13 protein-coding genes are annotated in these 15,066 nt (G+C 41.7%); 12 read left to right on the forward strand and 1 reads right to left on the reverse strand.

The annotated features are described in order from the left end of the window. The first annotated feature begins 48 nt into the window (after positions 1-48). Positions 49-438, forward strand: coding sequence for an FxsA family protein (locus tag ACTJJQ_RS11315; RefSeq protein WP_007501703.1), 390 nt, complete (start codon positions 49-51; stop codon positions 436-438). A gap of 24 nt (positions 439-462) precedes the next feature. Here the strand turns inward: ACTJJQ_RS11315 and ytvI are convergent, their stop codons facing one another. Continuing rightward, positions 463-1,581 (reverse strand): sporulation integral membrane protein YtvI, encoded by a 1,119-nt coding sequence (gene ytvI, locus ACTJJQ_RS11320; RefSeq protein ID WP_017358270.1) that lies wholly within the window; start codon positions 1,579-1,581, stop codon positions 463-465. Positions 1,582-1,681: 100 nt separating this feature from the next. Between ytvI and ACTJJQ_RS11325 the strand changes: the two genes are divergently transcribed. The 11 genes from ACTJJQ_RS11325 (at position 1,682) to ACTJJQ_RS11375 (ending at position 15,056) form a co-directional block, all read left to right on the forward strand. Beyond that, the gene (locus ACTJJQ_RS11325) at positions 1,682-2,146 is read left to right on the forward strand and encodes a DUF441 domain-containing protein (protein ID WP_079920398.1); all 465 of its coding nucleotides are present in this window, start codon (positions 1,682-1,684) and stop codon (positions 2,144-2,146) included. A gap of 375 nt (positions 2,147-2,521) precedes the next feature. Further along, entirely contained in the window at positions 2,522-3,640 is a 1,119-nt protein-coding gene (citZ, locus tag ACTJJQ_RS11330; protein ID WP_008346063.1) for a citrate synthase, read from the forward strand. 146 nt (positions 3,641-3,786) lie between these two features. Then, a complete protein-coding gene (gene icd, locus ACTJJQ_RS11335) occupies positions 3,787-5,058 on the forward strand; it encodes an NADP-dependent isocitrate dehydrogenase (protein WP_008346060.1) in 1,272 nt (423 codons plus the stop codon). A gap of 34 nt (positions 5,059-5,092) precedes the next feature. After that, the gene (gene mdh / locus ACTJJQ_RS11340; protein WP_007501693.1) at positions 5,093-6,031 is read left to right on the forward strand and encodes a malate dehydrogenase; all 939 of its coding nucleotides are present in this window, start codon (positions 5,093-5,095) and stop codon (positions 6,029-6,031) included. Between the two features lie 187 nt (positions 6,032-6,218). Further along, positions 6,219-6,947 (forward strand): response regulator transcription factor, encoded by a 729-nt coding sequence (locus tag ACTJJQ_RS11345; RefSeq protein ID WP_017358269.1) that lies wholly within the window; start codon positions 6,219-6,221, stop codon positions 6,945-6,947. Next, entirely contained in the window at positions 6,940-8,682 is a 1,743-nt protein-coding gene (pnpS, locus tag ACTJJQ_RS11350; RefSeq protein ID WP_017367831.1) for a two-component system histidine kinase PnpS, read from the forward strand. The genes ACTJJQ_RS11345 and pnpS overlap by 8 nt, the downstream gene beginning before the upstream one ends. Positions 8,683-8,936: 254 nt before the next feature. After that, a complete protein-coding gene (gene polA / locus ACTJJQ_RS11355; protein ID WP_057079215.1) occupies positions 8,937-11,576 on the forward strand; it encodes a DNA polymerase I in 2,640 nt (879 codons plus the stop codon). Between the two features lie 25 nt (positions 11,577-11,601). Next, positions 11,602-12,435, forward strand: a complete 834-nt coding sequence (mutM, locus tag ACTJJQ_RS11360) for a DNA-formamidopyrimidine glycosylase (protein ID WP_440600213.1) — start codon at positions 11,602-11,604, stop codon at positions 12,433-12,435. Between the two features lie 174 nt (positions 12,436-12,609). Then, positions 12,610-13,242, forward strand: coding sequence for a sporulation membrane protein YtaF (gene ytaF, locus ACTJJQ_RS11365; RefSeq protein WP_007501684.1), 633 nt, complete (start codon positions 12,610-12,612; stop codon positions 13,240-13,242). 13 nt (positions 13,243-13,255) lie between these two features. Beyond that, positions 13,256-13,861 (forward strand): dephospho-CoA kinase, encoded by a 606-nt coding sequence (gene coaE / locus ACTJJQ_RS11370; RefSeq protein WP_440600214.1) that lies wholly within the window; start codon positions 13,256-13,258, stop codon positions 13,859-13,861. A 172-nt stretch (positions 13,862-14,033) separates the two neighbouring features. Continuing rightward, the gene (locus ACTJJQ_RS11375; RefSeq protein ID WP_008346043.1) at positions 14,034-15,056 is read left to right on the forward strand and encodes a glyceraldehyde-3-phosphate dehydrogenase; all 1,023 of its coding nucleotides are present in this window, start codon (positions 14,034-14,036) and stop codon (positions 15,054-15,056) included. Positions 15,057-15,066 lie beyond the last annotated feature (10 nt).

Consider the following 15,066-nt stretch of genomic DNA (forward strand, 5'->3'; position numbering starts at 1 on the left):
AAAAAGTAAACAGCTTTCGATGAAAGAGACCCCATGAGGTGATATGGCTTGAAAAAATATTTTCTACTATTATTGATTCTGTTCCCGGCAGTGGAAATTAGTTTATTTTTAATCTCAAGTAACATCATTGGTATTTTACCAACGATGCTAGTCATTGTGCTAACAAGCGCATTAGGTGCTTACTTTGCAAGAAAACAAGGAATAGAAGCATTTCAGAAAGTGCAGCGAGATTTACAATATGGCAAAATGCCAGGGGCCACCATTGTCGATGGCTTCTGCATTCTGATCGGTGGTTTGCTGCTGCTCATACCTGGATTCCTTTCTGATCTGATTGGGGCTGTGCTGCTCATTCCCATGACAAGAAAACGGATCAAACCGCTCTTTGAGCGCTGGCTTAGAAACATGTCCAATCGCAAACGCTATACGATTATACGCTAAAGAGACCTTCGCATCAGGTCTCTTTTACTTTTGCGCACCATACCGAATGTACTGATAAAGGTCTCTGAAAACCCCTGCATTACGAAACGCCTGCCAAACGACAAGAGAAGCGGGACCGAGTGCAAGTCCAAGAAAACCAAAGCATTTTAACCCGACAAACAGTGCCACAAGTGTTGCTAAAGGATTAAGACCAATTGATTTACTTAAGACTTTTGGCTCTGATATTTGTCTTTGAATGAGCACCACAATATACAAAATGCCCAGTCCAATGGCGAGTGAAAGATTTCCTGTCATGGCGGAGTAAATGATCCACGGAAGAAAAACGGTGCCACTCCCGATGTAAGGAAGTAAATCAACTAGACCAATACATAGAGCGATCACAATCGCATGCTCGACCTTTAAGATGAAAAGTCCAATCAGCACGATCCCAATGGTCATGGCAACAAGGAGAAGCTGGGCTTTCATAAAGCCAGAAATGGCTTTTTTGATTTCAGATAAAATGGCACGTGTATGAAGCATCCATTTGGCGGGAAAGATACGAGAACCATATTTTTTTAACGTAAACCAATCTTTTGTGATAAAAAAAGTCGCTAGTGCGGAAAATAAAAGCGTCGCTGCTGCATCAGGCAAAAGACCTAAAAAAGCTGGAATGAATTCAAGAGTTTTTGAAAGGAAAGTCCCGATTTTTGCCGCTGCTTCGTCACCAAGTGCTTGGATTTGTCCTAAAATCGATTCCTTTTGACCTGCTTGAAGTGTATTAAATTGAGCAGTCAAATCATGATATAAAGGCAAAATCTGATCTGTGAAAAAACGTTCCACAATCCCAATCATTTGATCAAGATGACCTGGCAGTACCTTTGCTAAATAAGCACTTCCTGAAATGATTTCCGCCACTAAAAGTGTCATGAATCCAGCTGCTACCACTAAAAAGAGTAATAACACAATGATAACAACAAAACCTCTTGGCATCCCGGTCATGTTTTCGATTTTGCATACGGCTGGATGAATCAAACACGACACGGCAAATGCAATCCAAAATGGATATAAAAACGGAAAAGACTGATATAAAAAAACAACCGCACAAACGGCGATGCTGAAAATCATCAAACTTCGCAAAAAAATGCCCACATACGTGTGATTCACACAATCCCCTCCAAAAAACAAGCATGTCCGATACTTCATTTTATTCAAAAAGATTAGTAATATGAAAAGGTCGCAATAAAAAGAAAGAAAGGAGCGGCGTATGTTTACTCAAGCAAATTTGTTTTTGTTTCTTTTACTCGTTATTGCACTTATTGCAAAAAACAATTCGTTAATTTTAGCGGTCTCTGTGCTGATTGCCATTAAGCTGATTGGCCTGGATCAAAAAATTTTCCCGGTTCTGCAATCAAAAGGTATCAATTGGGGTGTGACGGTCATCACGATCGCAGTGCTTGTACCGATCGCAACAGGGGACATTGGATTTAAACAGCTTGGAGAAGCAATGAAATCCTCTTATGCTTGGATTGCACTCGGAGCGGGTATATTAGTAGCATTAATTGCAAAAAACGGCATTGTGCTACTCGAAAACGATCCGCATATCACCGCAGCACTTGTATTCGGTACGATTTTGGCAGTCAGCTTATTCAAAGGTGTGGCTGTTGGCCCGCTGATTGGTGCTGGAATTGCCTATTTAGCGATGCAAGCAGTGAAATTTTTCAGCGGTTAAAAAGAGAGTGGCTCATGCCACTTTCTTTTGATATTTTTTCTGACGTGAGCTTTTGCAAAAAAACATAATTAAATATATTAAAAGAAGCAAAATCCCTTTATTCCATGCCCGAACCGGAAGGCTGGAAAAAAAAATATCAAAAAAAATTATAGTTAAACATTTAACAAATGTCTGATTATTGTTTATAATGGGAATAGGCTTAATTTTGAACTCATTGATCAAACACGAGATATGAGGCTAAAAGCGCTCTAACCGTATAGGTAAATGTAAGCATTTTCTTTTCTAAACCTGCCAGCCTATTTTGGTTGGATAGCGCTTTCAAAAAGCGAGAATTTTGCAACGAAGGGGAATCTTTTTAAAAAGGGGAGATTGAACATGACAGCAACAAGAGGTCTTGAAGGTATCGTGGCAACAACTTCATCCGTAAGCTCAATTATTGATGATACTCTTACTTATGTAGGGTACAATATCGATGATTTAACTGAAAAAGCGACTTTCGAAGAAATTGTCTACCTGTTATGGCACTTAAAGCTGCCGAATGAGCAGGAGCTAAGCGAGTTAAAGCAGCAGCTCAATGAAAATGCTCATATTCCGCAAGAGATCATTGAGCACTTTAAATCTTATTCGCTGGATGGGGTTCATCCAATGTCTGCGATTCGTACAGCGGTATCCTTATTAGGTTTGCTTGATGACGAATCAGAGATTATGGACAAAGAAGCGAATTACAGAAAAGCCATTCGCTTACAAGCGAAAATTTCTGGACTTGTCGCTGCATTTTCACGCATTCGAAAGGGACTTGAGCCTGTACAGCCAAAAGAAGAATACAGCTATGCTGCAAACTTCTTATATATGCTAAACGGCGAAGAGCCTTCACCAGTAGAAATTGAAGCGATTGATAAAGCGCTCATTCTACATGCGGATCACGAATTAAACGCATCGACATTTACAGCACGTGTATGTGTTGCTACACTATCAGATATCTACTCTGGTGTAACAGCAGCTATCGGCGCATTGAAAGGACCACTTCATGGCGGCGCAAATGAAGGCGTAATGAAGATGTTGTCAGAAATTGGCGAAGTTGAAAACGTAGATTCCTATATTCATGGTAAGCTAGAGAAGAAAGAGAAAATTATGGGCTTTGGCCACCGCGTTTACCGCCAAGGTGACCCGCGTGCAAAACATTTAAAAGAAATGAGCCAGCGCTTAACAAATCTCACAGGCGAGCCAAAATGGTATGAAATGTCTGTACGCGCAGAGGAAATCGTGACATCAGAGAAAAATCTTCCACCAAATGTTGATTTTTATTCTGCTTCTGTCTATCACAGTCTTGGGATTGATCATGACTTGTTTACACCAATTTTCGTGATCAGCCGATTCTCTGGATGGATTGCTCACATTTTAGAGCAATATGATAACAACCGTCTGATCCGTCCAAGAGCTGACTATATTGGACCAGACCTTCAAACGTTTGTTCCGATCAGTGAAAGAGACTAATGTTTATAGAATAGTGGAGGCTGATCCATCTAAACCAATCAGCCTCCATATCAACAAAAAACGAATCACGTGAAAAACTTCTTGGCTTGCAGACATCAAGCTTGGAAGTTTCAAATATTCACTACATAACCTGGGAGGTAATATCATTGTCACAAGGCGAAAAAATTACAGTTACTGGCGGCGTATTGAATGTACCAAATAATCCAATTATCCCGTTTATCGAAGGGGACGGAATCGGTCCTGACATTTGGAAAGCAGCATCAAGAGTTCTTGAAGCAGCTGTAGAAAAAGCATATAAAGGTGAAAAGCAAATCACTTGGAAAGAAGTATATGCAGGTGAAAAAGCTTATAATAAAACGGGCGAGTGGCTTCCAGAGCAAACACTTGAAGACATTCGTGAATATTTAATCGCGATCAAAGGACCACTGACAACACCAATTGGCGGAGGAATTCGTTCATTGAACGTGGCACTAAGACAAGAGCTTGATTTATTCACATGCTTACGTCCAGTTCGCTGGTTCCAAGGCGTACCATCTCCTGTGAAACGTCCAGAAGACACAGACATGGTCATCTTCCGTGAAAACACTGAAGATATCTATGCAGGAATCGAGTATGCAAAAGGATCAGACGAAGTGAAGAAGTTAATCGACTTCTTGAAAAACGAATTAGGTGTGAATAAAATCCGTTTCCCAGAAACATCAGGTATCGGAATCAAACCAGTTTCTGAAGAAGGAACATCTCGTCTTGTCAGAGCAGCGATCCAATATGCGATTGACCAAGGCCGTAAATCTGTGACACTTGTTCACAAAGGAAACATCATGAAATTTACAGAAGGAGCCTTCAAAAACTGGGGCTACGAAGTGGCTGAAAAAGAGTTTGGCGACAAAGTCTTTACATGGGCACAATATGATCGTATTGTAGAACAAGATGGAAAAGATGCGGCAAACAAAGCGCAAAGTGAAGCAGAAGCTGCTGGCAAAATCATTGTCAAAGACAGCATTGCAGATATTTTCCTTCAACAAATTTTAACTCGTCCAGCTGAGTTCGATGTTGTCGCAACAATGAACTTAAACGGAGACTACATCTCTGATGCACTTGCAGCACAAGTTGGTGGAATTGGTATCGCACCTGGTGCAAACATCAACTACGAAACAGGACACGCTATTTTTGAAGCGACTCACGGAACAGCACCGAAATATGCTGGTCTTGATAAAGTGAATCCATCTTCTGTTCTTCTATCAGGCGTGCTTTTACTTGAGCACCTTGGATGGCAAGAAGCTGCTGATCTAGTGATTCAATCTGTTGAAAAAACAATTGCATCTAAAGTCGTCACGTACGATTTTGCTAGATTAATGGACGGTGCAACAGAAGTGAAATGTTCTGAGTTTGCTGACGAGCTCATCAAAAACTTGTCTTGATTCTTAAACTTTAAAGTTAAAGGGGAAAAAGGAAATGGCAAACAAGCGTAAAAAAGTATCTGTCATCGGAGCAGGCTTTACTGGAGCAACTACAGCATTTCTAACAGCTCAAAAAGAATTAGCGGATGTCGTATTAGTGGATATCCCTCAGCTTGAGAACCCGACAAAAGGGAAAGCACTTGACATGCTGGAAGCAAGCCCTGTTCAAGGCTTCGATGCGAATATTACAGGAACTTCTAACTACGAAGATACAGCCGGTTCTGATGTCGTGGTCATTACGGCAGGAATTGCAAGAAAGCCGGGAATGAGCCGTGACGACCTCGTGTCAACAAATGAAAAAATCATGCGCAGTGTGACACGTGAAATCGTTAAATATTCTCCAGAAGCGATCATTGTTGTGTTAACAAACCCTGTTGATGCAATGACATATGCAGTTTATAAAGAATCAGGATTACCAAAAGAAAAAGTCATCGGACAATCAGGAATTCTTGATACAGCACGTTTCCGTACGTTCGTTGCTCAAGAATTAAACCTATCTGTGAAAGATGTGACGGGCTTTGTTCTTGGCGGACATGGGGACGACATGGTTCCTCTTGTACGTTACTCTTATGCAGGCGGTATCCCGCTGGAAACATTAATTCCTAAAGAGCGAATTGATGCAATTGTTGAAAGAACAAGAAAAGGCGGCGGTGAGATCGTCAACCTATTAGGTAACGGTAGTGCGTATTATGCACCTGCTGCTTCACTCGTAGAAATGGTTGAGGCGATCTTAAAAGATCAACGCCGCGTCATGCCGACGATTGCATACCTTGAAGGTGAATATGGCTACGAAGGCATTTACCTTGGCGTTCCAACAATCGTAGGTGGAAACGGCCTTGAGCAGATCATCGAGCTTGAGCTGACAGAAGAAGAAAGAAGTCAGCTTGACCGTTCTGTTGAATCTGTAAAGAACGTCATGAAAGTATTGTCTTAATATGAATAAAAAAGAAGGCTTCTCGTATGAGGAGTCTTCTTTTTGTTTACAAAGTCAATCTTGTCGAAATTTTAAATTGTTCTCTTGTTAAGCTTTCGTTAAAATGAAAGAGAAAGCATGACTTCTCGCTTTTCACATAAGATACAAAAAACCGGATGCAGGGGAAATCACTAATTGGAGGCACAACATGAATAAAAAAATATTAGTTGTGGATGATGAAGAATCAATTGTAACACTTCTAAGCTATAACCTTGAAAGGGCGGGCTACGATGTCGTCACAGCAAAAGACGGAGAAGAAGCGCTTGAAAAAGCAGCAAGTGAACAGCCTGATCTGATTGTGCTTGATTTAATGCTTCCGAAAATGGACGGCATTGAAGTGTGCAAACAACTGAGAATTCAAAAAATGATGTTCCCTATTTTAATGCTGACAGCAAAGGACGATGAATTTGATAAGGTGCTCGGTCTTGAACTTGGAGCCGATGATTACATGACAAAACCTTTCAGTCCTAGAGAAGTGGGTGCTCGGGTAAAAGCCATTTTGAGAAGAGCACAGCAATCTCAGCCGGCTCCCGTGCAAGAAGAGAAGGAAGAGATCATTGCAGACCAAATCAAAATTGGAGACCTGCGCATTTTACCTGAACATTACGAAGTCTATTTCCAAGAAGAACGTCTAGAGCTCACGCCAAAGGAGTTTGAACTGCTTCTTTATTTGGCTAAGCATAAAGGCCGTGTCCTTACGCGTGATCTATTGTTAAGTGCGGTTTGGAATTATGACTTTGCAGGTGATACTCGTATTGTGGATGTGCATATCAGCCACTTGCGGGACAAAATTGAAAAGAACACGAAAAAACCAACATATATTAAAACCATTCGAGGCTTAGGCTACAAATTGGAGGAGCCAAAGCCAAATGAGTAAAGTGAGAACCCGCCTTTTTTCTGGGCTCATTTTTCTCCTGTTTATTGTGTTTGTTGCGCTTGGTCTTTTCTTGGATCATATGTTTCATATTTTTTATGAAACAAAATTAACCGAACGAATGGAAAAGGAATCGAGTTTTCTCCTTTCTTCAATGAATGTTGAAGATTTGAACGCGGAGCAAAACAAGAAGATTCTCAATCAAGCAAAGCAGCATCTCGATATGAATGCGTCGATTGTGGACGTGAAGGGGAATATCATACATACAACGGGTCAAGCAGAACAAAGAGCCGTCATTTTAAACACGCTGGAAAATGAGCAGCTCCAAACAAAAGGAACGTTCATTGAGGATGAGAAAGATGCGCTGTTTCATTATGCAGTTCCAATGATGAAACAAAACGAACCGGCGGGATATTTATTTCTTCATGCTTCATTCCAGCCTTTGAATGAGATTGATGGTCAGCTCTGGCTTGCATTAGCCTTTTGTCTTGGTTCAGCCATTATTATCATCGTCTTTTTTGGCTATCGCATGTCGATGAAGTATGTAAAGCCGATTGATTATGCCACAAAGGTGGCCAAACAGCTTGAACGAGGGAACTATGATACAAATAACTATGAAGAGCTGATCATTGAAACAAGTGAACTCAATACATCAATGAAGCGTCTGGCAGAAAGTCTTCAAGACATGACAAGCGCTGGCGAAATGCAGCGAGATCGTCTGCAAACAGTCATTGAAAACATTGGAGCGGGGATTATTTTGATTGATAAAATGGGCTATATCCACTTAGTCAATCGAACATTCCGCAAGCAATTCAAAGTGCAAAAACACATTTACATGCACAAGCTGTATCATGAAGCCTTTACCCATGAAGAGATTATTGAGTTAATAGACGAAATTTTCATGACAGAAACCAAGGTCCGAAAGTTCTTACGTCTCGCTGTTGACATCGAGCGGCGTTATTTCCAAGTCGATGGTGTCCCGATCTTAAGTACGGACGATGAATGGAAAGGAATTGTTCTTGTCTTTCATGATGTGACAGAAACAAAGCAGCTAGAACAGATGCGAAAAGACTTTGTCGCTAACGTGTCACATGAATTAAAGACACCGATCACGTCAATTAAAGGCTTTTCTGAAACACTTCTTGATGGTGCCATTGACGACAAAGAAGCGCTGACACAATTTTTGTCCATCATCCTAAAAGAGAGTATTCGTTTAGAAACGCTCATCCAAGACTTACTTGATCTCTCGAAAATTGAACAGCAGCATTTTAAGCTGAATATTCAAGAAGCCAATGCGACAGAAATCATTCAAGAGATTGAAGTGCTGCTAAAACAAAAGGCTGCTGAAAAAGGCATTGACCTACAAGTGCGTGTCCCGAAAGAGCCGGTCTATGTCATGGCAGATCCGCTGAGATTAAAACAAATTTTCCTCAACCTGATCAATAATGCCCTCACCTATACACCAGAGGGAGGAAGTGTCACGATCACAGCAAGACAGAGGAAAGACAGCTATGAATTTGATGTAGCAGATACAGGGATCGGTATGAAAAAGAGTGAGATTCCAAGAATATTCGAGAGATTTTATCGAATTGATAAAGATCGAAGTAGAAACTCAGGCGGTACAGGGCTTGGTCTTGCCATTGTCAAACACCTTGTCGAAGCACATGAAGGAACGATTTCTGTTCATAGCAAACAAGGCAAAGGGACGACGTTTACCGTGAGTTTAAAGTCAAAATAGAGAAGAATGGAAAGTGGCGTTAAAATTTACATGATCTTTACAATGAATTCATGTTTTGTTAATCAATCATTGGTAGGATGAATAGGAACCCCTTCATCCAAGGAGCCAATTTTGGAAGGACGAAAACACTTGTTGTTTTCGTCCCTTTTTTATGCAGGCTCGTCTATTTTCTTTTCAAAATAAACTTTGATAAAATGAACATACAATGTGCGAAAGAGACGGCTGAGCCGGCTCAGTCGATGGAGGATTAAAAGATGACAGATCAAAAGAAATTAGTACTTGTGGATGGAAACAGTCTCGCTTATCGAGCCTTTTTTGCTTTGCCGCTATTATCCAATGATAAAGGCGTACATACAAATGCCATTTATGGCTTTGCGATGATCTTAATGAAGATGCTGGAAGACGAGAAGCCGACTCATATGCTCGTAGCATTTGATGCGGGTAAAACCACCTTCCGTCACGAGACCTTTAAGGAATATAAAGGCGGAAGACAAAAAACTCCGCCAGAACTATCAGAACAAATGCCGTTCATCCGTGAGCTATTAGATGCTTATCAAGTGAAAAGGTACGAGCTTCCGCAATACGAGGCAGATGACATTATCGGCACACTGGCTGTAGAGGCAGAAAAGGACGGCTTTGAGGTCAAAATCTTCTCAGGAGATAAAGACTTAACGCAGCTTTCAACAGACCATACAACAGTAGCCATTACGAAAAAAGGGATCACAGAAGTAGAATATTACACGCCGGCCCATATTGAAGAGAAATACGGCCTCAGACCAGATCAAATCATCGACATGAAAGGGCTGATGGGAGACTCATCAGACAATATCCCTGGCGTGCCTGGTGTCGGTGAAAAAACAGCGATCAAATTACTAAAGCAGTTTGAAACGGTTGAAAATCTGCTTGATCATATTGACGAAGTCAGCGGGAAAAAGCTAAAAGAAAAGCTTGAAGAATATAAAGAACAAGCGGTGATGAGTAAAAAGCTGGCGACGATTCTCGTAGAAGCACCAATAGATGTGTCAAGCAAAGAGCTCGCCTATGAAGGTCCTCACATGGAGCAGGTCATCTCGCTTTATAAAGAACTGGGCTTTCAAACGCTGCTAGAGCGTTTAGGAGAAGCGCCAGAATCAGATGAACCAGTAGAAATAGACGAACTAGACGTGAAGAAAATGACAGATGTCACGGAGGACATGCTGACAGATCACGCTGCACTTGTGGTAGAACAGCTAGGAGACAATTATCACGAAGCCGATTTGATAGGGTTTGCGATCCATAATGAGAACGGTGCATTTTTTATGACAAAAGAAGATGCTCTGCAATCTGAAGCGTTTAAACAATGGGTACAGGATGAAACGAAGAAGAAATGGGTCTTTGATTCCAAAAGAGCGGTTGTTGCGCTCAGATGGCATGATGTTGATCTTAAAGGTGTCGATAACGATGTCCTGCTCGCTTCCTATGTGGTCAATCCGCAGAAATCCTATGAGGACGTTGCAAGTGTGGCGAAGGAATATGGCCTGAACATAGCCCTTTCCGATGAAAAAGTATACGGAAAAGGAGCGAAACAGGCGATTCCACCGGAAGAAGAGCTAAAAGACCATCTTGGAAGAAAAGCAGCAGCGATCTCTGCGCTGCATGATTTGACCCGTGAAGCGTTAGAAAAAAATGATCAGCATGAGCTGTATGAAGATTTAGAGCTGCCACTTGCCCTCATCTTAGGTGAAATGGAATCTCTTGGGGTAAAAGTGGATGTTGAACGCCTTCAGAAAATGGGTGAAGAACTCACGAAGAAGCTGAAGGAATATGAAGAAACCATTCATCGGTTAGCAGGAGAAACATTTAACATTAATTCACCGAAGCAACTTGGTGTGATTTTATTTGAAAAATTAGGACTGCCCGTTATCAAAAAGACCAAAACCGGCTACTCTACGTCTGCGGATGTCCTTGAAAAGCTTGAAGACAAGCACGAAATTATTCGGTCCATTCTGCATTACCGTCAAATAGGAAAGCTGCAATCTACTTATGTGGAAGGCTTAATGAAAGTGACGCGCAAAGATACGCATAAAGTGCACACAAGATTTAATCAGGCACTTACACAAACAGGAAGACTAAGCTCAACAGATCCAAACCTTCAAAACATCCCGATTCGTTTAGAAGAAGGCCGAAAGATTCGTCAAGCATTCGTTCCGTCAAAAGAAGGCTGGCTCATGTTTGCAGCTGACTATTCTCAAATTGAGCTGCGTGTACTCGCGCACATTTCTCAAGATGAGAACTTGATTGAAGCCTTTACGCAAGATATGGATATTCACACGAAAACAGCAATGGATGTGTTCCATGTCTCAGAAGAAGAAGTGACTTCCTCTATGAGAAGACAGGCCAAAGCTGTCAACTTCGGAATCGTATATGGAATTAGTGATTATGGACTGTCTCAAAATCTTGGGATTACAAGAAAAGAAGCAGCGGCCTTCATTGACCGTTATTTAACAAGCTTTAAAGGCGTGAAAACCTATATGGAGGACATCGTGCAGGAAGCAAAACAAAAAGGATATGTGACCACGCTTCTTAAACGTAGACGATATATCCCAGATATCACAAGCCGTAATTTTAATGTGAAAAGCTTTGCGGAAAGAACGGCAATGAACACACCGATCCAAGGCAGTGCCGCCGATATCATCAAAAAAGCGATGATTGATATGGCACGAAAGTTAAAAGAAGAGAATCTGCAGGCAAATCTGTTATTGCAAGTGCACGATGAACTGATCTTTGAAGCGCCAAAAGAAGAAATCGCCATATTAGAAAAAATCGTCCCAGAAGTCATGGAAAGCGCACTTCAGCTCGATGTGCCGCTAAAAGTCGATTTCGCTTCAGGCCCATCTTGGTACGACGCAAAATAAAGAGAGAGAAAAAGGAGCGAGGAGCATGCCGGAATTACCAGAGGTTGAGACCGTCCGGCGCACTCTTCAGCGGTTAGTCAAAGGAAAAACGATTGAAACGGTCGATATCAAATGGCCAAATATCATCAAACGTCCTGGGGAACCGGAAGAGTTCGCTAGAAGGATGGTAGGAGAAACCATTCAAACCATTGAAAGAAGAGGGAAGTTTCTACTCTTTCATTTAGACCACTATGTGATGGTCTCCCATTTAAGAATGGAAGGGAAATACCGTGTACATGAAACTGGTGAGCCTTATGATAAACATGTACACGTCGTCTTTACGTTCACAGATGGTACCGAACTTCGGTATCATGATGTCCGTAAATTTGGGACGATGCATCTATTTCAGCTAGGCGAAGAAGAAAAAGAACTTCCGCTATCACAGCTGGGGTATGAACCTTTTTCAGACTCATTTACACCAGACTATTTATGGGAGCAATTAAAGAAAACCTCCCGCGTGGTCAAAACGGCTTTACTTGATCAAAAAATCGTGGTAGGCCTCGGTAATATTTATGTAGATGAAGTGCTGTTTAAATCAGGCATTCATCCAGAAACAAAAGCGAATCAGCTAAGTCTTGCATCTTGCAAGGTGCTCCACAAACATATTATTGACACGCTTCAAGTGGCTGTTGATGCAGGAGGTAGCACCATTCGTTCCTACATCAATTCACAAGGTGATATTGGGACTTTTCAGTTACAGCTTCTTGTATATGACCGGCGGGGAGAACCTTGCCAGACGTGCGGAAGTATCATAGAAAAAACAGTGGTTGGAGGGCGCGGCACTCATTTTTGTGTGACCTGCCAAAAACGCCCTTCATAAAAGTAAGCCGTCAGCATGCTTCCTTTTTGCCATGCATACGATAAAAAACATTCTTTTTTCAGCAAGGTGTAGACTGACACACAGCCCACCTGCTCTTCATATAGTGAAGAAGAGTCTAAGGACGCCTAGAGACTCTTGATCATCGTTGCATGAACAGAAAGGAAGAGTACAGGTATGATTTCGTTTTCGCTTCTGTTTTTAGCTATTGCCGTCAGCATTGACAGCTTTTCTGTAGGTTTTACGTATGGTCTTCGCAAGATGAGAATTCCATTTAAAGCCATCGTTATTATTGCTTGCTGTTCAGGAATTGTGTTGCTCATTTCCATGCTGATTGGCAGCCTGCTCACGACATTCCTCCCTGTCTCAGTGACAGATAAACTGGGTGGAGGCATTTTAATTGCCATCGGACTTTGGGTTCTGTATCAATTTTATAAACCAGCGAAAGAGCGTGATTTGCTCCTTCATGAAAAAACACTTCTCAATGTAGAAGTGCAGTCTCTTGGGCTTGTCATTCATATTTTGCGAAAGCCTACAAGTGCAGATATTGACCGCTCTGGCACCATTAATGGAATGGAAGCGGTGCTTCTTGGAATTGCTTTATCCATCGATGCATTTGGTGCAGGGATTGGTGCAGCGATTCTTGGTTTTTCTCCAATTGTCATGAGCATCACGGTCGCTGTGATGAGTTCTCTTTTTGTATGCATCGGACTGCGTGCGGGTCATTATTTGGCCAATTGGCGCTGGATCGATAAACTCGCATGCTTACCAGGGCTGTTGCTCATTTTAATTGGGGTGTGGAAGCTGTAAAGGAGGAAACGAATTGACGCTCGTCATTGGATTAACAGGCGGGATTGCTAGCGGAAAAAGCACAGTCTCGCAGATGATAAAAGAAAAAGGCATTCGGGTGGTGGATGCTGATATCATTGCAAAAGAAGCGGTTTCTAAAGGATCGGCTGCCCTTCATCAAATCGTTCAAACTTTTGGTGAAGAGGTTCTTCTGCCAAATGGTGAACTGAACCGGCAGCAGCTTGGAACGATCATTTTTTCTGATGAAGAGAAAAGAAAACAGCTCAATGCCATCGTTCATCCTGAAGTCAGAAAGGAAATGCTCAAACAGCGTGATGAAGGGGTGAGCAACAATGAAACATTTGTTGTGCTTGATATCCCGCTCCTATTCGAGAGCAAGCTGGAAGGGCTAGTCGACCGCATCATCGTTGTGTACACGACGCCTGAATTGCAGCTGTCGCGGCTCATGAATCGAAACGACCTGAGCGAGGAAGAAGCACTGAATCGCATTCACTCCCAGCAGTCTCTTGAGGAAAAATGCCAAAAAGCAGACCGTGTGATAGAAAACACAAAAGATCTTGCTTTTATTAGAAAGCAATTAGAGAACATATTAAACGAATGGGAACATACAGATAAGTAAGAGTACATACAGTACTCTTCTTTTTTTATGCTTTTTTCGTCAATTTCATTGCAAAGAACAGCCCTTTTTTGAAAATATACGTTTATATACTGGCAATTACATTCTAATGTGATATACTAATTTCATAAATAAATTTATTGAGTATAACACATAATAGAGGAGTGACCTGTTCATGAAGGTAAAAGCAGCGATCAATGGGTTTGGCAGAATTGGACGCATGGTCTTCAGAAAAGCAATGCTTGATGATCAAATTCAAATTGTAGCGGTGAACGCAAGCTATCCTGCCGAAACGCTAGCACATTTAATTAAATATGACACAAATCATGGACGTTACGAATGCGATGTGACAGCAGAAGATGACGCGTTGATTGTCAATGGCAAAAGAGTGCTTTTGCTCAATAATAGAGACCCAAAGCAGCTTCCATGGGGAGAGCTTGGGATTGATATCGTGATCGAAGCAACAGGGAAATTTAATTCAAAAGATCAAGCGATGGGCCATATAGATGCCGGAGCGAAAAAGGTCGTACTTACAGCTCCAGGTAAAAATGAAGACGTTACAATTGTAATGGGTGTCAATGAGGATGATCTTGATCCTGAAAAGCACGTCGTTATTTCAAACGCATCTTGTACAACAAACTGTTTAGCGCCAGTTGTCAAATTGTTAGATGATGAATTTGGCATCGACAACGGCTTAATGACAACGGTTCATGCTTATACAAATGATCAAAAAAATATCGACAACCCCCACAAGGATTTGCGCCGGGCAAGAGCATGTGCCCAGTCCATCATTCCAACGACGACGGGTGCCGCTAAAGCGCTTTCTTTAGTGCTGCCGCACATGAAAGGGAAATTACATGGACTTGCACTTCGAGTGCCAGTTTCTAATGTATCGATGGTTGATCTTGTGGTCGACTTGAAAAAAGATGTCACAGCAGAAGAAGTCAATGCTGCCTTTGCAACGGCTTCAAAAACATCTCTTGCTGGCATATTAGACTACACCGATGAACCACTTGTCTCCACAGACTTTAACACAAACCCTTATTCTGCTGTCGTTGATGGACTTACAACGATGGTGATGGAAGGCAGAAAAGTAAAAGTTCTTGCATGGTATGACAATGAATGGGGCTATTCTTGCAGAGTGGTTGATCTTGTAAAGTTTGTTGGTTCCCAGATGAAAGAGCTTTCAGCTGTTTGAAATGAAGAAG

Origin of the sequence: Bacillus sp. 22483 (genome assembly GCF_052044605.1) — a bacterium.
GTDB classification, from domain to species: domain Bacteria; phylum Bacillota; class Bacilli; order Bacillales; family Bacillaceae; genus Bacillus; species Bacillus altitudinis.

Excerpts from the sequence above, each read along its gene's own strand:
- polA (WP_057079215.1), top strand. The coding sequence starts at position 8,937 with ATGACAGATCAAAAGAAATTAGTACTTGTGGATGGAAACAGTCTCGCT.
- pnpS (WP_017367831.1), top strand. The coding sequence starts at position 6,940 with ATGAGTAAAGTGAGAACCCGCCTTTTTTCTGGGCTCATTTTTCTCCTG.
- ytaF (WP_007501684.1), top strand. The coding sequence starts at position 12,610 with ATGATTTCGTTTTCGCTTCTGTTTTTAGCTATTGCCGTCAGCATTGAC.
- ACTJJQ_RS11345 (WP_017358269.1), top strand. The coding sequence starts at position 6,219 with ATGAATAAAAAAATATTAGTTGTGGATGATGAAGAATCAATTGTAACA.
- mdh (WP_007501693.1), top strand. The coding sequence starts at position 5,093 with ATGGCAAACAAGCGTAAAAAAGTATCTGTCATCGGAGCAGGCTTTACT.
- ACTJJQ_RS11375 (WP_008346043.1), top strand. The coding sequence starts at position 14,034 with ATGAAGGTAAAAGCAGCGATCAATGGGTTTGGCAGAATTGGACGCATG.
- ACTJJQ_RS11325 (WP_079920398.1), top strand. The coding sequence starts at position 1,682 with ATGTTTACTCAAGCAAATTTGTTTTTGTTTCTTTTACTCGTTATTGCA.
- mutM (WP_440600213.1), top strand. The coding sequence starts at position 11,602 with ATGCCGGAATTACCAGAGGTTGAGACCGTCCGGCGCACTCTTCAGCGG.
- citZ (WP_008346063.1), top strand. The coding sequence starts at position 2,522 with ATGACAGCAACAAGAGGTCTTGAAGGTATCGTGGCAACAACTTCATCC.